Genomic DNA, 17,637 nt, shown 5'->3' with positions numbered 1-17,637 from the left:
GCCTTGGAGGCGCTTTGAAGCGGAAGGATCCTCCCGACTTCAAGGCGCTGGCCCGCAAGGCCGCGCAGCGCTCGGCGCTGAACGCCCTGCGCAAGACCCGGCGCGCGGCCGACAAGGCCGGCGTCAAGCTGAGTGACTGGGAAGGCGAGTTCCTGGGTTCCGTCGAGGACCGGGTGAAGACCTACGGCCGGGCGTTCGGCGACCCCGAGCTTGGGGCGCCGGGGCAGGCCTTGTCGGCGATGCAGAACCGAAAGCTCAAGGAAATCGCCGCCAAGGCGAAGGGGGAGGACAAGCCTCCGCCCCGCGCCAGGCGGCGTCCGATGGGCCGCAAGGGCTCCAGCGAAGACTAGTTGGACACCGACTGGCTAAGCTTCTCGATCACCGCCAGGTCGGACGAGGTGAAGCTCTGGCCTTCCGAGCTGGTGCAGGTCACGACCACGCGAACGTTTGCAGCCAGCTGGGTGCCGGCGAAGACGCTGCTTTCGCTGGCGCCCTTGTCATTGATGGCCTGGTAGGCGGTGAACCAGCCCGACCAGCCGGTCTTCGAGGTCCAAGGCTTGTTGGTCAGCATGCGCTCGAAGCGGCCGCCCTTGCCGCTGACCCGGTCGCGGGCCTTCTGCTCGGCCTGGGTGTAGTAGATGCCCGAAAGCGTGGTCCAGGTTTCCATGGTCGGCACCTGCTTGGGCGGGCTGATCGAGATCATGCACAGGCCGGCCCAGTCGAGGCCGGTCTGGCCCGGACGTCGGACGATGAAGCTCAGCGACTCATTGGTGTCGCCACCCAGCGGGTGGCGTTCGATGCCGACCGGCATGACGACCGAGCCGAGGCCGTTGGCCACCGACACGCGGGTTTGGGCCGCGGCAGGCCCGGCGACGGCGACCGCGATAACGGCGGCGACGGGCAGGATGGAACGGAACAGCATGGCGCACCCCTCATTGTGAGGGGTCCACCCTAGGCCGGACCGGAAAGTCCCGCGTCCTTTGAAAAGGGGGGCGTTTTCGCCGGGGCGAGCGGTCCGGAGAGGGGTGGTAAAGCCCTATCCGACCTCTTTGATATCCACGTCGATGCCCTGTTCCCGGACCTTGCGGTAGAGGGTCGAGCGGCCGATGCCGAGGCGCCGGGCGACTTCGGACATATGGCCGGCGTAGACGTCGATGGCGTGCTGGATGAGGTCCTTTTCGATCTCCTCCAGGGTGCGCAGGTGGCCGTGGCCGTCGAGGATCCGCACGGGGCTGTCGGCCGGCATGTCGGCCAGCAGCTGGGCCGCCGTCGGGATGGCGCGCGGGACCTGGCCGGCCACCGGCTCGACGTCCATCGGGGGGGCCTTCACCCCGCTGATGGCCGGGAAGTCGTGCGGCTGCAGGTATGGCGCGTCGGCCAGGACGATGGCGCGATAGACGGCGTTCTCGAGCTGGCGGACGTTGCCCGGCCAGTCGAAGGCGGTGAGGAAGGCCAGGGTCTCGGGCGCGGCGCCGACGACGCGTTTGCCCTCCTCGACGTTGAACCGCTTGATGAAGGCCTCGACCAGGGCCGGCACGTCTTCCTTGCGGTCGCGCAGGGACGGGGCCTCGATCGGAAAGACGTTCAGCCGGTAGTAGAGGTCCTCGCGGAAGCGGCCCTCTCGGATGGCGTCCGACAGGTCGCGGTTGGTGGCCGAGACGATGCGGACATCGACCTTGATCGAGCGCTTGGCGCCGACCGGATCGATCTCGCTCTCCTGCAGGGCGCGCAGCAGCTTGACCTGGACGTCGAGGGGCAGTTCGCCGACCTCGTCGAGGAACAGGGTGCCGCCGTTGGCCTCCTGGAATTTACCCAGGTGTTTATCCGAGGCGCCGGTGAAGCTGCCCTTCTCGTGGCCGAACAGAATGCTTTCGACCAGGTTCTCGGGGATGGCGCCGCAGTTGACGGCGACGAAGGGCTTGCCGGACCGGTCGGACGAGCCGTGGACGGCGCGGGCGATGACTTCCTTGCCGACGCCGCTTTCGCCGGTGATCAGCACCGGGATGGACGACTTGGCGGCGCGCTCGCCCATGCGCTTGACGATGCGCATGTGGGGGCTCTCGCCGATCAGGTCGGCGAAGGTGGTCTTGCCGTTCGAGTGCTTCTTGAGGCGGTCGACCTCGCCCTTCAATTCGCCCAGCGACAGGGCGTTGCGGACCGAGGCGATGATGCGTTCGGGGGACGCCGGCTTGACGAAGAAGTCGCAGGCGCCGGCCTGCATGGCCTTGACCACGGTGTCGACCCCGCCGGACGCGGTCAGCACGATGACCGGCTGCATCAGCTGGCGGGCGCGCATTTCCTTCAGGGCGTCGTGGCCCGACAGGCCGGGCATCTGCAGGTCGAGCAACACCACGTCGGCCGGTTTCCCGGCCTGCAGGTGGCTCATGGCGGTATCCCCGCTCTCGGCCTGGGCGACGGTGAACCCGTCGCGCTCCAGAACCGCCTGGATCAGCCTTCGCTGAGTCGGGTCGTCATCGACGACCAGGACCGTTTTGGTCATGTTGAAGTCATCCCACCAAGTACCGGCGAACGACCTCACGGGTCGGCGCTCGTTGATCCGTATTGAAACAGAGGTGGGTAAAGGGCGGGTGTAGGAGACCTGAGTCGGGGGTTAATTTTGGGGCTCAGGCGCTGGCCCGAACCAGCATCGTCCGGTCATCCGACAGGCCGGCCAGTTCGGCCATCAGGGCCGGGATCTGCACCGGTTTGCTGACCTGGCCGTTGAAGCCGAGGCTGACATAGGCCTTGCGGTCGCGGGTCAGGACGTCGGCGGTCACCGCGATGACCGGGGTGTCCTGGTTGGGGCCGGGGGCGCCGCGCAGCAGGGTCAGGGCCTCGATGCCGGTCATGCCGGGCATCTGGATGTCCATCAGGATCAGGTCGAAGGCGGCGACCGACAGGCGGTCGAGGGCCTCGGGGCCGCTGGTCGCCTTGCTGACCTGGTGGCCGAAGGCGCCGAGGATCTGCTCCAGCACCATCAGGTTCACGGCGTTGTCGTCGACCGCCAGGATGTGCAGCGGCAGGACTTCGGCGGCGGCAGCCGGGGCCTCGGCGTCGTTGGCCGGCCGGACCGCCTCGCCGATCGGCAGGATCAGCTCGACATGGAAGGTGGAGCCGAGGCCGGGCTTGCTTTCGGCCCACAGGCGGCCGCCCATCAGCTCGGTCAGCTGGCGGCAGATGGCCAGGCCCAGACCCGTGCCGCCGAAGTCGCGGCCGGCGCTGTCGTCGGCCTGGGTGAAGGCGTCGAACAGGCGGGGCAGCTTGGCCGGGTCGATGCCGATGCCGCTGTCGCGGACACTGATCCGCAGGCGGGCTGTGCCGTCGCTGTCGGGCTCGCCGGTCAGCTCGATGCCGACGCGGCCCTCGGGGGTGAACTTCAGGGCGTTGCCGACCAGGTTGAACAGCACCTGGCGCATGCGGCGGCCGTCCATGACCAGCACGCCGGGCAGGGCCGGGTCGACGTTGAGGGTCAGCTCCAGACCCTTCTGGGCGGCGGCCGCGCCCCAGAAGCCTTTCAGCTCGCGGGCCAGCTCACCCAGGTCCTGCGGGGCGGCGACGATGGCCATGCGGTCGGCATCGATACGGGAGAGGTCGAGGATGTCGTTGAGGATCGACATCAAAAATTCGCCGCTCTGGATCAGGGTGTCGATCTGGTCCTTCTGGGCCCCGCGCGCATTGGCTTTCAGCAGCTGTGCCATGCCGAGCACGCCGTTCATCGGGGTGCGGATCTCGTGGCTCATGGTGGCCAGGAAGCGGGCCTTGGACTCGCCGGCCCGGCGGGCGTCCTCGCGGGCGGCCTCGGCGGCGGCGCGTTCGGCCTTCAGCCGCTCGATCAGGCGGGTGTTGCCCGCCACCATCTCCGACCACTGGTCGAGCAGGCGCGAGATGCCGCCGCTCATGACGCCGAGCATGACGGCCAGCATGGTCAGGGTCAGGGTCAGGCCCAGCGCCGGCATCGTCGGGAAACGGCCGAACATGGCGATGCCCAGTCCGATCAGCACCGGCCCGGCGGTCATCAGATAGAGGCGCGGCGACAGGCTGCTCTGGACGACGCCCGAGCTCATCAGCAGGCAGGCCGAGAGGCCGAGGAACATCAGGTCGGCGGCGTTGCCCCGGGCCAGCACGGCGGCGACCGGCCAGATGACGGCGGCGCTGGCGCGCATGCCTGCGCACCAGCCGATCCGGACCTCCATGGCCTTGGGCTCGAAATCGGCGGCGTGCTCCTGCCAGCGGCGGTAGAGGGGCTGGGTGACGCTGTCGGCGGCCATGTTGCTGATGCAGGCGAGCAGGCCCAGCCAGGGATGGCCGATCAGGGCAAGGGCGAGGCCGAAGGGAAGGGTCAGGCCAAAGAGCAGCGGCAGGGGGGCGATCAGCCCGGCCAGCAACAAGGAGGGCGCATTGACGACCGGCAGGACGCCGTCATTGTCATCAGGCGCCGCAACGGGCGCCGGGATTGCCCCGTTGCTCATGGTGTTGATAGACGCCCGTTAAACCCGACCCAATCTCGGGAATCTAGCGGTCGATGGGTTAACGTCGCCTAACCGTGTTCACTGAATTTGAGGAATGACAGTTTGAACAGAATCGGCCGGCGGATGGTGGTTCAGGGGGCCCTGGCGATGGGCGTGGCCGGTGCGTTCCCGGGCCTGGCCCTTCCGGCAAAGGCCATGGCTGCCGAGGGCACGGACGCCCCGATCAAGCTGTGGCCAAACGGGGCGCCCGGCGGGGGCGGGGTCACGGTGGTCGAGGAGGAAACCGACCGCTCGCCGCCGCCGGCGCCGTTGCGCGACCGGATCATCAAGGGGGTGCGCGATCCGGACCTCAAGGTATTCCGGCCGAAGGCCCCTAACGGCGCCTCGCTGCTGATCGCGCCGGGGGGCGGCTACAAATGGGTTGTCCGCGACAAGGAAGGCTATGAGTGCGCGCAGCGCTTCGCGGACGCCGGGCTGACCGTCTATGTGATGAGCTACCGCCTGCCGGGCGACGGCTGGGCGGCGGGCCCGGAGACACCGCTGCAGGATGCGCAGCGGGCCCTGCGGATCGTGCGGCGCGAAGCCGGCAGGAAGGGCTCGGGGTTGGACCCCGCGCGGGTCGGGCTGATGGGGTTTTCGGCCGGCGGGCATGTGGCCGGCTCGCTGACCCTGATGTTCGACGAGGCGGTCTACAAGCCGGTCGATTCCACGGACAAGCTGTCGGCGCGGCCGGACATCAGCGTGCTGGTCTATCCGGTGGCCACCATGAAGCCGCCGTTGGCCCATGTCGGCTCAAGACAGCTGTTGCTGGGCGCCAATCCGACGCCGGAGCTGGAGGCCCGCTGGTCGCTGGAGAACAGGGCCCGCGAGGATGCGCCGGCGACCTTCCTGCTGCATGCGGCCGATGACGCTTCGGTGCCGGTGGAGAATTCGCTGGCCCTGGAGGCGGCGCTGCGGGCCAGCAAGGTCCCGACCGAGATGCATATCTTCGGCGAGGGCGGCCACGGCTTCGGCCTGCGTTTCACCCACGGCAAGCCGGTCGAGGTCTGGCCGGAGCTGGTGCTGGCCTGGCTCAAACGTCGGGGCTTTATCTAGAGGCAGGCCTACCTTTTGACGCCGGGTGGGCCTAAATCCTCGCCATGTCCCAGCTTGCCAAGATCACCGCCGCGGCCCCCGAGTGGAGCCTCGCCGACCTCTATGCGGACCGCGCCGACCCGCGCATCGCCGCCGACACCGACGCGGCCCGGGCCGCCAATGACGCCCTGGCCGCGCTGGAGGGACAGTTTCTCGCCGCCCGCGCCGAGCCGGCAAAGCTCGGCGCCCTGATCGACAAGGGGGTGCGGCTCTACGAGCAGGCGGCCGATGGCCTCTATGCGGTCAGCGCCTATGCCTCGCTGTCGGCCTCGACGGCCAGGGATGATCCGCGCTGGGCCAAGTTCGAGGCCGACTTCCGGATGAAGAGCGCCGAGATCGCCTCGAAATCCCTGTTCTTCACCCTCGAGCTCAACCAGCTGGAGGACGGCGAGATCGACGCCGCCCTGGCCGCCCATCCAGGGGCCGAGCGCTGGAAGCCCTGGATCCGCCGGGTTCGGCTGTCGCGGCCTCACGAGCTGAGCCAGGAGCTGGAAACCCTGCTGCTCGATCGCTCGCCGGCGGTGGCCAGCTGGTCGCGGCTGTATGACGACACCCTGGCGACCCTGCGGGCCAGGGTCGGCCGCGAGAGCCTGACCCTGCCCGAGACCCTGAACCGGCTGAGCGATCCGGATGCCAAGAGGCGCAAGACGGCGGCCAATGGGCTGGCGACGGCGCTGGAGGCCAATGGTTCGACCATCGCCCTGTGCCTCAACACCCTGGCCTTCGAAAAGCAGGTCGAGGATCGCTGGCGCAAGTACGAGTATCCGGCCCAGAGCCGCCACCAGGCCAACGAGGTCCAGGCCCTGAGCGTCGAGGCCATGGTCGAGGCGGTCACCGACGGCTATGCGGCGACCTCGCACCGCTACTATGCACTGAAGGCCAAGGTGATGGGTCGCAAGACCCTCGACCACTGGGACCGCAACGCGCCGCTGACCACGGCCCAGCCGAAGCTGTACCAATGGGGCGAGGCGAAGGAGATGGTGCTCGACAGCTTCAGCGCCCTGGCGCCGAAGTTCGCCGACGGGGCGCGGGTCTTCTTCGACCGGCCGTGGATCGATGCCCGTCCGCGGCCCGGCAAGCAGTCGGGAGCCTACAGCCACCCGGTCAGCTCCACGAAGCATCCCTATGTGTTCATGAACTTCATGGGCGAGCGGCGCGATGTGCTGACCCTGGCCCATGAACTGGGCCATGCCGTGCACCAGACCCTGGCGGCGCCGCTCGGCACCCTGCTGGCCGACACCCCGCTGACCCTGGCCGAGACGGCCTCGATCTTCGGCGAGGGGCTGGTGTTCGAACGGCTGCTGGCCGAGGCGCGCCCGGAGGAGAAGCTGGGCCTGCTGGCCGGGCGGATCGAGGATGGCTTGAACACCGTCGTGCGTCAGATCGCCTTCCACCAGTTCGAGACCCGTTTCCATGAGGCCCGCAAGGCCGGCGAGCTGAGCCCCGAGGAAATCGGCGGCCTGTGGCTGGAAGTCATGGGAGCCAGTCTTGGCCCGGCCATCCGGTTGAACCCCGGCTATGAGCACTACTGGGCCTATGTCAGCCACTTCGTGCACGCCCCCTTCTATGTCTACGCCTACGCCTTCGGGGATCTTCTGGTGCGGGCCCTGATGGAGAAGCGCCGGGAGGACCCGGCCGGGTTCGCGCCGGTCTATGAGCGGCTGCTGGCCGCCGGCGGCACGGCCACCTACGTCGAGGCGCTGGAGCCGTTCGGGCTCGATCCGCGCCAGAAGAGCTTCTGGGCCGGCGGCGTCAGCCAGTTGCAGCGGCTGGTCGACGAGTTCGAGACGCTGGTCAAATAATCCTCGTCATCCCGGACGGCCCGCGGGGACGATCCGGGACCCAGGGGGTGACGGGGCTCGATACAGGCGGCTTCGACTGTCGCGGCCGCCGCCCCTGGGTCCCGGCTCTCCGCGCTGCGCGCTACGGCCGGGATGACGGATGTAGGAAGGGGCACTAGACTCCCACCCATGGACGCAAAACACATCGTCGATGTGCTGATCGAGGAACGGGCGCCGAAGCTGGCGGGATCGCCGGTCTGGCCGGTGGTGCGCACGCCCCTGTACCGGACGCTCCACTATCCGCAGGCGGTGGCCATGGCCAACGCCATCTCCGTCATGGGCGGCGGCGATGCGCTGGAGCATATCTCCGAGCTGCTTGCGCTCGACGTGGCGGTCAGCGGGCTGGAGCACCTGCCGGCCAACGGGCGGGTCATCGTGGTGGCCAACCATCCGACCGGCATCGCCGACGGCATCGCCCTCTATGACGTGATCAAGGGGCCCCGGCCCGACGTCGTCTTCTATGCCAATTCCGACGCCCACCGCGTCTGTCCGCGCTTCGAAGAGACACTGATCCCGGTCGAATGGGTCAAGGCCAAGCGCACCCGCGAGCGGACTCGACTGACGTTGCAGATGACCCGGGATGCGATGGAGGCCGAGCGCTGCCTGGCCATCTTCCCGGCCGGGGTGCTGGCGCGGCGGGCGGACGACGGGGTGCTGACCGACAAGCCCTGGATGCCGACGGCGATCTCGGTGGCCCAGAAATACGCCGCCCCGGTCGTGCCGGTGCATGTCGCCGGGCCCTGGTCGACGCTGTTCCACTTCTTCAACGGCTTTTCGCCGGAGCTCAGGGACATCACCCTGTTCCACGAGTTGCTCAACAAGAAGGGTCGCCGCTTCACCCTGACCTTCGGCAAGGTCATCCCGCCCGAGCGGATGGCCGGCCAGGCGGCCGAGGTGATCAGCGATGGTCTCAAGACCTTCGTCGAGCGCGTGCTGCCGGCCGATCCGGAGGCGGTGTTTTGACCCTGGCCGATGAGGCGGCGACGCAGGCTTTGGGCCGGGCGCTGGCCGAGGCCTTGAGGCCGGGCGAGGCCATCTGCCTGTCGGGGCCGCTGGGGGCCGGCAAGTCGACCCTGGCGCGGGCCCTGGTGCGGGCGCTGACGACGCCGGACGAGGAGGTGCCGAGCCCGACCTTCACCCTGGTGCAGTTCTATGACGGCCGCGAATTCCCGGTGGCGCATTTCGACCTCTATCGTTTGAGCGATCCGGACGAGGCCTACGAGATCGGGCTGGACGAGGCGCTGGACGGCGGGGCGGCGCTGATTGAATGGCCGCAGCGGCTGGAGGGTCGCCTTCCGGCCGACAGACTGGATATAGAGATCGCCATTGTGGGCGAGGGTCGTGAGGCCCGGCTCTCCCCCCACGGCGCCTGGAAGGACCGACCGCTTGAGTTCTGATCGTGAAGCCCTGAAGGCGGCCTTTCTCGAACGCCATGGCCTGGGGAGCGCGCGGCGCCAGCCGCTGACCGGCGACGCCTCGACGCGGGCCTATGAGCGGCTGTACCCGGCCGATGGCCCGAGCCTGATCTTCATGGACCAGCCGCCGAAGGCCGAGACGGCGGCCTGTCCGCCGGAGGCCTCGCCGGAAGAGCGCCGGGCGCTGGGGTTCAACGCCGCCTACCGGCTGGCGGCCGGGCGGGTGGACGCCTTCGTGGCCTGCGCGCGGTATCTGAAGGACCAGGGCCTGTCGGCGCCGGAGATCGTGGCGTTTGACGCAGGTTCTGGGCTGGCGGTGCTGGAGGACCTGGGGGACGGATTGTTCGCGGGCGAGATCGCGGCCGGCCATGACGAGGGGCCGATGTACGATGCGGCCATCGACGCCCTGGTGGTGCTGCACGCCACCACGCCGCCGGCGATGCTGGGGGGCGAGGACGCCGCCTGGCCGCTGCTGACCTATGACGAGCTGGCGCTGACCATGGCCAGCGATCTGTTCGTCGAGTGGCTGCCGAAACTGCGGCCGGCGTTCAGCCCGGATGATCGAGCCCTGGCCGACTGGGAGGCGGTGTGGACCCCGATCCGCGCCCAGGCCGAGGCCGAGGCCGAGGTGTTCTGCCACCGCGACTATCACGCCGAGAACCTGATCTGGCTGCCGACCCGCCCCGGCCCGGCCAGGGTCGGGTTGATCGACTTCCAGGACGCGGTGAAGGCGCACCGGGTGTGGGACCTCTCCATGCTGCTGCACGATGCCCGCCGACAGGTGACGCCGCAGCGTGAAGCGGCGGCGCTGGAACGCTATCTGGCGGCCCACCCGAATTTGGACCGGGTAAAACTCCTCAGCGACTATCACGCCCTGGGAGCGCTGAACGTGGCGCGGATCATCGGCATCTTCGCCCGGCTGGTCGTGCGTGACGGAAAGCCCAGGTACGAGGGCTTCCTGCCCCGGCTGTGGGGCTATCTCGATCTCTGCCTTGCTGATCCGGCGCTCGGTGACCTGAAGGCCTGGTTCGATCGATATGTGCCGGCGGAGGCGCGGCGATGAGTGGCGCTCCGAAGACGGCGATGGTGCTGGCGGCGGGTCTGGGCACCCGCATGCGGCCCCTGACCAACGACCGGCCCAAGGCCCTGGTCGAAGTCGGCGGCAAGGCGCTGATGGATCACATGCTCGACCGGCTGGCCGCGGTCGGGGTCGAGACGGCGGTGGTCAATGTCCACTATTTCGCCGACCTGATGGAGGCGCACCTGAAGGCGCGCACCGCCGCGCCGCGCATCGTTGTCTCGGATGAGCGGGCCCAGGCGCTGGAGACCGGCGGCGGGGTCAGGCAGGCGCTGCCCTTGCTGCCGGACGATGCGTTTTTCGTCGCCAACATCGACGCCATCTGGCTGGACGGCGACGCCCCCGCCATCGAGCAGGTCGTGGACCTGTGGGATCCGGCGAAGATGGACGTCTGCCTGATGTTGGCACCGACGGCGACGTCCATGGGGTTCCACGACACGGGGGATGTGTTCCTCGAGGCCGACGGCCGGGTGCGGTTCAAGACGCCGGGCGAGATGGCGCCGTATGTCTATGTCGGCCTGCACATCTGCAAGCCGTCGGTGGTGCGCGACGGACCGGAGGGGCCCTTCTCATTGCTGCCACTGTGGAAGGCGCTGGCCGAGAAGGGGCGCATCTACGGCGTCAGTCCGCCGGGGCTATGGATGCACGTCGGGGACCCCGAGGCTCGCGACCTGGCGCAGGCGAAGCTGGCGCAAACGCGCGCCTAGTTTGTTCGAGGCGGTCATCGGCCCATAGTGGCCGTCCATGCCCGACTCACCCGCCAACTGGTTCTCCATTCCCGCGCACCGGCCGTTCCTGGACGACCTGGCGGCCGGGCTGGTGGACGCCTTGCCGGGGCCGGAAGATGTGCCTGGAGCTCTGCTGCTTGTGCCGACGCGGCGGGCGGTGCGGGCGCTGACGGAGTCGTTCCTGAAAGCCTCGGGCGGGCGGGCGGTGCTGTTGCCGCAGATCCGGGCCCTGGGCGATCTGGACGAGGGCGAGCCGCCGTTCGAGCCGGGGGATGCGGGGCTGGACCTGGCGCCGGCGATTGATCCGATGCGGCGGCGGTTCGAGCTGGCGCGGCTGGTCAACGCCGCCTCGCCGGCAGGGCTGGGGGCCAGCCATGCGCTGGAGCTGGCCGACGCCCTGGCGGCGTTCCTCGACGCGGCGGCCATCGAGGAAGCGCCGGTGGCCGATCGGATCGAGGATCTGGTCGACAAGGACCTGGCGCTGCACTGGCAGATTTCGGCCGGGGTGCTGAACCTGACGATCAGGGAATGGCCAAAGCGCCTGGCCGAGCTTGGCCTGATGGATGTCGCCGACCGGCGGGTGAAGTTGCTGGACCACCTCACCGCCAGCTGGAAATCCAACCCGCCCCAGGGGCCGGTGATCGCCGCCGGCTCGACCGGGGCCCAGCCGGCGACGGCGCGACTGCTCAAGGTGATCGCGCAGCTGCCGCGCGGGGCGGTGATCCTGCCCGGCCTCGACGAGGACCTGGCCGACAGCGCCTGGGCCGAGGTCGACGATCAGCATCCGCAGGGGGCGATGAAGACCCTGCTGAAGCTTGCCGGCGTGCCGCGTGGCGAGGTGCGCACCTGGCGACCGGACACCGACCGGCGGGGGCGCTGGCGGCGCCGCGTGATCAACGAGGCCCTGCGGCCGGCCGAGGCGACCGCCGACTGGCTGGAGGTCATCGACCGGCTGCGCGAGGAGGCGGACGGGGTCGATCCGTTCGACGAGGGGCTCAAGGGCCTCTCCACCGTCACCGGGGCCGGCGAGGAGGAGACCGCCGAGATCTGCGCCCTGCTGCTGCGCGAGACGCTGGAGACGCCGGGCAAGACCTGCGCCCTGATCACCCCGGACCTGTCACTGGCCCGGCGGGTGTCGGCCAAGCTGGCGCGCTGGGGTGTGGCGGCGGACAGTTCGGCCGGGGTTCCGCTGACGTTGAAACCGGTCGGCGGCCTGGCCGTGGCCATGGCCGAGCTGGTGCTCGACCCGGCCAGTCCGGTGGCGAGGCTTCAGATACTGAAGAGTCCGCTGACCCGGCTGGGGCGTGATCCGGAGGTGCTGGCGGCGGAGACGGCGGTTCTGGAGGAGCACGGTCTGCGGGGGCCAAGGCCGCGTAGTCCTGAGGCTCTGGCGGCGCGGCTGAAGGCGGTGGAGGAAGATCGGCCCGGCAAGGTCGCCGGGCTGGACGCGGCGGAGGCGCTTTCGCGTGATCTCGACGCGGCGGTCGATCTGGCCGGGGCCCCGTTCGAAACCGGCACGGCCGATGTCGGCGAGGCGGCGGCCGGGCTGACGGCGGGGCTGGAGAGGGTCTGCGCCGGCGCCGAGCTGCTGTGGGCCGGGCCGGAGGGCGAGTGTCTGGCGCGGCTGCTGAGCGGCTTGATCGCACAGGGGGGCCTGCTGCCCCGGGTGACGCGCCAGGGGTTCGTGACCCTGATGCAGCGGATGATCACCGAGGAGACGGTGCGCGGCGGCGAGGCGGTGCATGCTCGCCTCTCGATCATGGGGACGCTGGAATCGCGGATGACCCGGGCCGATCGGCTGGTGCTGGCGGGCCTCGAAGAGGGGGTCTGGCCGCGCGGGGCGCCGATTGATCCCTTCCTGTCGCGGACCATGCGCCGGACGCTGGGCCTGCCCAGCCCCGAGCGGAGGGTCGGATTGTCGGCCCATGATTTCGCCCAGGCCGCCTGTGCGCCCGAGGTGGTGCTGGTCAACAGCGCGCGGCGCGAGGGGGCGCCGGCGACCGAGAGCCGCTGGCTGTGGCGGCTGAAGACGCTGGTGCGGGGATCGACCCTGCCGGAGGAAAAGGACCATCGTCAGCTGCCGGGACGGCCCGAACTGATCGCCTGGGCCAAGGCGCTCGACGGCGGGGTGGGCTATGCGCCGATCAAGCGGCCGGCCCCGATTCCGCCGGTGGCTGACCGGCCGACGAAGCTGGCCGTCACCCGCATCGAGACCCTGACCCGGGACCCCTATGCGGTCTGGGCGCGGGATATCCTCAAGCTCTACCCGCTGCAGCGGCCTGACCAGCTGGTCGAATCCATGGCCCGGGGCACGGCGATCCATGCTGCGTTCGAGGCGCTGTCACGGGCCTGGCCGACGGCCGATCCGGAGGGCTTCTTCGAGACCCGCTATCTCGACGAACTTCAGAGCGCCGGCCTGACGGCGGCGGCGCTGGCGCGGGAGCGGGTTCTGGCGCGGGAGACGGCGCGCTGGGTCGCCGATTTCGAGCGTCGGCGGCGGGCCGACGGGCGCACGGTGCATGTCGAGGTCAGCGGGAAGATGGACTTCCATGTGAACGGCGTCCCCCATGTGCTGACCGCCAAGTCGGACCGCATCGAGATCACCCGGGACGGGGTCGGTCACATCCTCGATTACAAGACCGGCTCGGCGCCCAGTCCCAAGCAGATCGACACCGGGTTCTCGCCACAGCTGACCCTGACGGCGGCCATCCTGGAGGCGGGAGGCTTTGATGGGCTGAAGGGAAGCTGGGGCGACCTGACCTATGTGAAGATCACCGGCCGCGATCCGCCGGGCATCGAGGAGACCCGCAAGTTTGCCGGCGACGACAGCGCCGAGGCCGCGATGGCCGCCTTCGAGGGGGCAATGAAATTGCTGGCCGCCTATCAGAACCCGGACCAGCCCTATCCCAGCCGCACGGCCCCGCAGTTCGTGAAGACCTTCGCCGGCGACTACGACCATCTGGCGCGGGTGTTCGAATGGTCGACGGGCGCGGAAGAGGGTGAGGGGGAATGAGCCTCGTCATCGATCCCGCCCAGGCCCTGGCCGCCGATCCGACGCTCAATGCGTTTGTCACGGCCAACGCCGGCTCGGGCAAGACCAAGACCCTGATCGACCGGGTGGCGCGGCTGCTGCTGGCCGGAGCGCCCCCGTCGGCCATTCTCTGCGTGACATACACCAAGGCCGCCGCCGCCGAGATGCAGGCGCGGCTGTTCGACCTGCTGGGCGGCTGGGCGGTGACGCCGGACGACAGGCTGAAGGCGGCAATGGACCGGCTGCTGGGGCCGGACAACAGCCAGGGCCTGCCGGAGGCGCGGCGGCTGTTCGCCCGGGCGCTGGAGACGCCGGGGGGCTTGAAGATCCAGACCATCCACGCCTTCTGCGAGCAGCTCCTGCGGCGGTTCCCGCTCGAGGCGGAGGTGTCGCCGGGCTTTTCGGTGATGGATGACGCGGCCGCCGCCCTGGTGGTGCGCGACGCCAGGGCCCGGCTGGCGGGCCTGGCCGGGGGCGAGGATGCGGTGGTGTCGGAGGCCTATGCCCGCCTCGCCATCGCGCTGGACTATCTGAGCTTCGAGGGCCTGTTCCGGACCTTCGAGGAAAAACGCGGGGCGATCGGCGACTATCTGAACTCGGTCGGCGGCTATGCCGGCGCGCAGGCCGATGTCTGGGCGCGTTGCGGCTTCCTCGATGGCCCGACCAGTCGCGCTGACGTCGAGGGGGTGGCGGTGGGGGAGGCCGACCTCGCGCTGTGGAAGGCGGCGGCCGGCGTGCTGGGTCAGGGGACCAAGACCGACATCGCCAACGCCGAGAAGATGCTGGCCGTGGTGCTGGAGCCGACCCTGGACGGCATGCTGGGTTGCCTTTTCACCCAGGGCGGGGCGGGGACGCCGGCGACCTGGGTGGCCAAGACCTCGGGCCTGAAGAGCCGCGAGGATCTGCGAGAAGCCCTGCTGGCCGAACAGGACCGGTTGCTGACGGCGCGAGACCTGGTGCGCGGCGCGGTGATCGCCGAGGACACGCTGGCGGTGCTGTGCCTCGCCGAGCGCTATGCGGCCGCCTACGCCGAGGCCAAGGCCGAGCGTGGAGTCCTCGACTTCGCCGACCTGGTGGCGCGGGCCCGGGACCTGGTGGCCCGATCGCCGGGGGCGCCCTGGGTGCTCTACAAGCTGGACGGCGGACTGGAGCACATCCTGATCGACGAGGCGCAGGACACCGCGCCCGAACAGTGGGCCATCGCCGAGAGCCTGACCGAGGAATTCTTCGCCGGGGCGGAGCGGGTGCGGCCGGCCGGCGGGCCGGAGCGGACCCTGTTCATCGTCGGCGACGAAAAGCAGTCGATCTACAGCTTCCAGGGGGCCGACCCGGACCGGCTGCTCAGTGAGACGCAGCGCTACATCAAGCTGATCCGCGAGGCCGGGCGGCGGGCCGAGCCGGCGCCCCTGACCACCTCCTACCGCTCGGTCCAGACGGTGCTGACCTTCGTCGACAGCCTGTTTTCCGATCCGCGAACGCATGTCGGCGTGCGGGCCCCGATGGGCATGGCGGCCCTGGAGCACACCGCCGCCCGGGAAGCGCAGCCCGGCTGTGTCGACCTCTGGCCGCTGGAGATGGAGGAGCCGGCCCAGGAACGCGGGGCCTGGGACGCGCCGCTGGATGTCGAGAGCGAGGGCAGCGCCAACCGGCGGCTGGCCCGGCGCATCGCCCGGGAAATCCGCGCGCTGGTCGAGCGCGGCGACACCGTCTTCGCCAAGGACGGGACGGCGCGGGCGGCCAGCTATGGCGACATCATCATCCTGGTGCGTCGGCGGCGGGCCCTGTTCGAGGACATCATCCGCGAGCTGCGCAAGGCCGGGGTTCCGGTGGCCGGGGCCGACCGGCTGGTGCTGTCGGCCCACATCGCCTTCGACGACCTGCTGGCCCTGGCGCGGTTCGTCCAGTTTCCGAACGACGACCTCAACCTGGCGGCGCTGCTGAAGTCGCCGCTGTGCGAGGTCAATGACGACGATCTCTATGCCGTCGGCAAGCCGCGCGGGCGCGCCTCGCTGTGGACGGCGGTTCAGGCCAGCGGCCTGCCGGCTCGGGGCTGGCTTGAGCAGGCGCTGGAGATGGCGAAGGGCCGGCCGCCGTTCGAGTTCTACAGCCGGATGCTGAGCCTGAAGGACACCGCCGGGCGGTCCGGCCGGGCGCGGATGCTGGAGCGGCTGGGGTCGGAGGCGGGCGATGTGCTGGACGAGTTCCTGGCCCGCACCCTGGAGGCCGAACAGCGCGGGGTGCTCGACCTGGAACGGCTGGCGGCGGCCTTCGAGGGGCTGGAGATCTCGGTCAAGCGCGAGATGGAGGCCGGCGGCGGCGAGGTGCGGGTGATGACCGCCCACGGGGCCAAGGGGCTGGAAGCGCCGATCGTCTTCCTGCCGGAGACGACGGTGAAGACCGGGGCGCGGGGGTCGGCCCTGCTGGAGACGCCCCCAGAAAAAGATAGACCCGGCGGCTTCCTGTGGGCGCCGCGCCAGGGTGAGGATTGCGAGGCCAGCGCGGCCGCCCGCCAGCGCCGCAAGGACAAGGACGAGGGCGAGAGCTGGCGGCTGCTCTATGTCGGCCTGACCCGGGCCCGCGACCGTCTGGTGCTGTGCGGCCGGGCCCCGGCGCGGATGAAGGAAGGGAGCGTTCCCGAGGGCTGGTACGGGGCGATGGCGGCGGCCTTCGAGCATGAGGCCGTGTCCGGGCGGGTGAAGAGCGTCACCGAGGGTGACCTCACCTTCCAGCGGTTCGGGGACGATCCGCTGCCCTTCGTCGGCGGGCGGGCGGCGGGACCGTCGGCCGCGCCGGCGCCGGCCGCCTGGCTGACCGTGGCGGCGGCCGAGGAGCCGCCCGCCACCGCCTGGGCTTCGCCCTCGCAGGCGGCCAGCCGCAGCCGCATTCCGGCCCCCTCGCCGCTGAGCCGGCAGGGCGGGCTGGACCGGTTCCGGCGCGGCGATGTCATCCACCGGCTGCTGCAGCTGTTGCCGGACGCGCCGGAGCCTGAGCGCCGGGAGACGGCGGCGCGGCTGCTGGCCCGCGAGCCGGACCTCACCGATGGCCAGCGGGCGGAGATGATCGGGGCGGCGATGGGGGTGCTGGAGCATCCCGATTTCGCCGCCGTGTTCGGGCCTGGGTCCCGGGCCGAGGTGGCGTTGGCCGGCTCGGCGAAGACCTTGCCGAAGGGGCTGGCCATTTCTGGGCGGGTCGACAGGCTGGTGGTGACGCCGGAACGGGTCACCGTCGTCGACTACAAGACCAACCGGCCGGCGCCGGCCGATATTTCGGGGGCCGATCCGGCCTATGTGGCGCAGCTGGCCATCTATGCGGCGGTGCTGGGCGAGGTGTTCCCGGGGCGCGAGGTGCGGGCCGCCCTGGTCTGGACCGATGGGCCGAAGCTTATGCCGGTTCCAGAAAAGATGATCGCCGATGCGCTGGCCGCCCTGCCCGGCGCCCGTTGACCCGGCGCGCGATGCGCTTACATGCTGGACCTGAAACCTCGGCGCCCGTGCGCCGGTGAAAGGAGATTTTCCGATGAGCACCGTTGCGGTGACCGACGAGTCCTTCGAGAAGGACGTGCTGCAGGCTTCCGGCCCGGTCCTGGTGGACTTCTGGGCGGAGTGGTGCGGGCCCTGCAAGCAGATCGCCCCCGCCCTCGAGCAGATTTCGGAAGAGCTGGCCGACTATGTGACCATCGCCAAGGTCAACATCGAGGACAGCCCGACGACCCCCTCGCGCTACGGCGTGCGCGGCATCCCGACGATGATGCTGTTCAAGGACGGCCAGATGACCTCGATGAAGGTCGGCGCCATGCCCAAGCAGAAGATCGTCGAATGGCTGGCGGAAGCCGGGGTGAAGTCGGCGGCGTAAGGCCGGGCTTCAACGGTTGAGATTTGGGGCGCTGTCCGAAAGGGCGGCGCCCTTTCTCTTTGGGCGAGGCGCCGGGTCACAAGCTCTCC

General features: G+C 70.0%; 13 protein-coding genes and 1 pseudogene. 10 read left to right on the top strand and 4 right to left on the bottom strand.

Going from position 1 to position 17,637, the window contains the following annotated elements; all coding sequences use genetic code 11:
- Nucleotides 1–14: 14 nt before the first annotated feature.
- Nucleotides 15–350 carry a hypothetical protein gene (locus tag AC2YG9_RS08210; RefSeq protein WP_487297466.1) on the top strand — a complete coding sequence of 112 codons (336 nt, stop codon included), beginning with the start codon at nt 15–17 and terminating at the stop codon, nt 348–350.
- Here the strand turns inward: AC2YG9_RS08210 and AC2YG9_RS08205 are convergent.
- The 3 genes from AC2YG9_RS08205 to AC2YG9_RS08195 all read right to left on the bottom strand — a co-directional run bounded on the left by AC2YG9_RS08205 (nt 347) and on the right by AC2YG9_RS08195 (nt 4,469).
- Nucleotides 347–922 carry a hypothetical protein gene (locus AC2YG9_RS08205; protein ID WP_487297465.1) on the bottom strand — a complete coding sequence of 192 codons (576 nt, stop codon included), beginning with the start codon at nt 920–922 and terminating at the stop codon, nt 347–349. The genes AC2YG9_RS08210 and AC2YG9_RS08205 overlap by 4 nt on opposite strands.
- Before the next feature lie 114 nt (nt 923–1,036).
- Entirely contained in the window at nt 1,037–2,500 is a 1,464-nt protein-coding gene (locus tag AC2YG9_RS08200) for a sigma-54-dependent transcriptional regulator (protein WP_487297464.1), read from the bottom strand.
- 124 nt (nt 2,501–2,624) lie between these two features.
- Nucleotides 2,625–4,469 (bottom strand): ATP-binding protein, encoded by a 1,845-nt coding sequence (locus AC2YG9_RS08195; RefSeq protein WP_487297463.1) that lies wholly within the window; start codon nt 4,467–4,469, stop codon nt 2,625–2,627.
- A gap of 102 nt (nt 4,470–4,571) precedes the next feature.
- Between AC2YG9_RS08195 and AC2YG9_RS08190 the strand changes: the two genes are divergently transcribed.
- Nucleotides 4,572–5,564, top strand: a complete 993-nt coding sequence (locus tag AC2YG9_RS08190; RefSeq protein WP_487297462.1) for an alpha/beta hydrolase — start codon at nt 4,572–4,574, stop codon at nt 5,562–5,564.
- 44 nt (nt 5,565–5,608) lie between these two features.
- Entirely contained in the window at nt 5,609–7,405 is a 1,797-nt protein-coding gene (locus tag AC2YG9_RS08185; RefSeq protein ID WP_487297461.1) for a M3 family oligoendopeptidase, read from the top strand.
- A 5-nt stretch (nt 7,406–7,410) separates the two neighbouring features.
- Here AC2YG9_RS08185 and AC2YG9_RS08180 read toward each other — a convergent pair.
- Nucleotides 7,411–7,521 (bottom strand): annotated as a pseudogene (locus AC2YG9_RS08180) (hypothetical protein); the annotation flags it as partial.
- A gap of 52 nt (nt 7,522–7,573) precedes the next feature.
- Between AC2YG9_RS08180 and AC2YG9_RS08175 the strand changes: the two are divergent.
- The 7 genes from AC2YG9_RS08175 (at nt 7,574) to trxA (ending at nt 17,548) form a co-directional block, all read left to right on the top strand.
- Entirely contained in the window at nt 7,574–8,407 is an 834-nt protein-coding gene (locus AC2YG9_RS08175) for a GNAT family N-acetyltransferase (RefSeq protein WP_487297460.1), read from the top strand.
- Nucleotides 8,404–8,841 (top strand): tRNA (adenosine(37)-N6)-threonylcarbamoyltransferase complex ATPase subunit type 1 TsaE, encoded by a 438-nt coding sequence (tsaE, locus tag AC2YG9_RS08170; RefSeq protein WP_487297459.1) that lies wholly within the window; start codon nt 8,404–8,406, stop codon nt 8,839–8,841. The genes AC2YG9_RS08175 and tsaE overlap by 4 nt, the downstream gene beginning before the upstream one ends.
- Nucleotides 8,831–9,922, top strand: coding sequence for an N-acetylmuramate/N-acetylglucosamine kinase AmgK (gene amgK / locus AC2YG9_RS08165; RefSeq protein WP_487297458.1), 1,092 nt, complete (start codon nt 8,831–8,833; stop codon nt 9,920–9,922). The genes tsaE and amgK overlap by 11 nt, the downstream gene beginning before the upstream one ends.
- Entirely contained in the window at nt 9,919–10,644 is a 726-nt protein-coding gene (gene murU, locus AC2YG9_RS08160) for an N-acetylmuramate alpha-1-phosphate uridylyltransferase MurU (protein WP_487297457.1), read from the top strand. Before amgK ends, murU begins: the two co-directional genes overlap by 4 nt.
- Before the next feature lie 37 nt (nt 10,645–10,681).
- Complete coding sequence (addB, locus tag AC2YG9_RS08155) at nt 10,682–13,678, top strand: double-strand break repair protein AddB (protein ID WP_487297456.1); 2,997 nt, start codon at nt 10,682–10,684, stop codon at nt 13,676–13,678.
- Nucleotides 13,675–17,139, top strand: coding sequence for a double-strand break repair helicase AddA (gene addA, locus AC2YG9_RS08150; RefSeq protein ID WP_487297455.1), 3,465 nt, complete (start codon nt 13,675–13,677; stop codon nt 17,137–17,139). The genes addB and addA overlap by 4 nt, the downstream gene beginning before the upstream one ends.
- A 73-nt stretch (nt 17,140–17,212) precedes the next feature.
- On the top strand, nt 17,213–17,548 hold the full coding sequence (gene trxA / locus AC2YG9_RS08145) for a thioredoxin (protein WP_487297454.1): 336 nt from the start codon (nt 17,213–17,215) through the stop codon (nt 17,546–17,548).
- Nucleotides 17,549–17,637 lie beyond the last annotated feature (89 nt).

The organism is Caulobacter sp. SRI_014 (assembly GCF_057586315.1).
This window is presented reverse-complemented; position numbering and strand designations above follow the sequence as displayed.

Bases quoted from the DNA above. Each gene is read 5' to 3' on its own strand.
- AC2YG9_RS08195 (WP_487297463.1), bottom strand. From the start codon at position 4,469: ATGAGCAACGGGGCAATCCCGGCGCCCGTTGCGGCGCCTGATGACAAT.
- AC2YG9_RS08175 (WP_487297460.1), top strand. From the start codon at position 7,574: ATGGACGCAAAACACATCGTCGATGTGCTGATCGAGGAACGGGCGCCG.
- trxA (WP_487297454.1), top strand. From the start codon at position 17,213: ATGAGCACCGTTGCGGTGACCGACGAGTCCTTCGAGAAGGACGTGCTG.
- AC2YG9_RS08205 (WP_487297465.1), bottom strand. From the start codon at position 922: ATGCTGTTCCGTTCCATCCTGCCCGTCGCCGCCGTTATCGCGGTCGCC.
- addA (WP_487297455.1), top strand. From the start codon at position 13,675: ATGAGCCTCGTCATCGATCCCGCCCAGGCCCTGGCCGCCGATCCGACG.
- addB (WP_487297456.1), top strand. From the start codon at position 10,682: ATGCCCGACTCACCCGCCAACTGGTTCTCCATTCCCGCGCACCGGCCG.
- AC2YG9_RS08185 (WP_487297461.1), top strand. From the start codon at position 5,609: ATGTCCCAGCTTGCCAAGATCACCGCCGCGGCCCCCGAGTGGAGCCTC.
- murU (WP_487297457.1), top strand. From the start codon at position 9,919: ATGAGTGGCGCTCCGAAGACGGCGATGGTGCTGGCGGCGGGTCTGGGC.
- AC2YG9_RS08200 (WP_487297464.1), bottom strand. From the start codon at position 2,500: ATGACCAAAACGGTCCTGGTCGTCGATGACGACCCGACTCAGCGAAGG.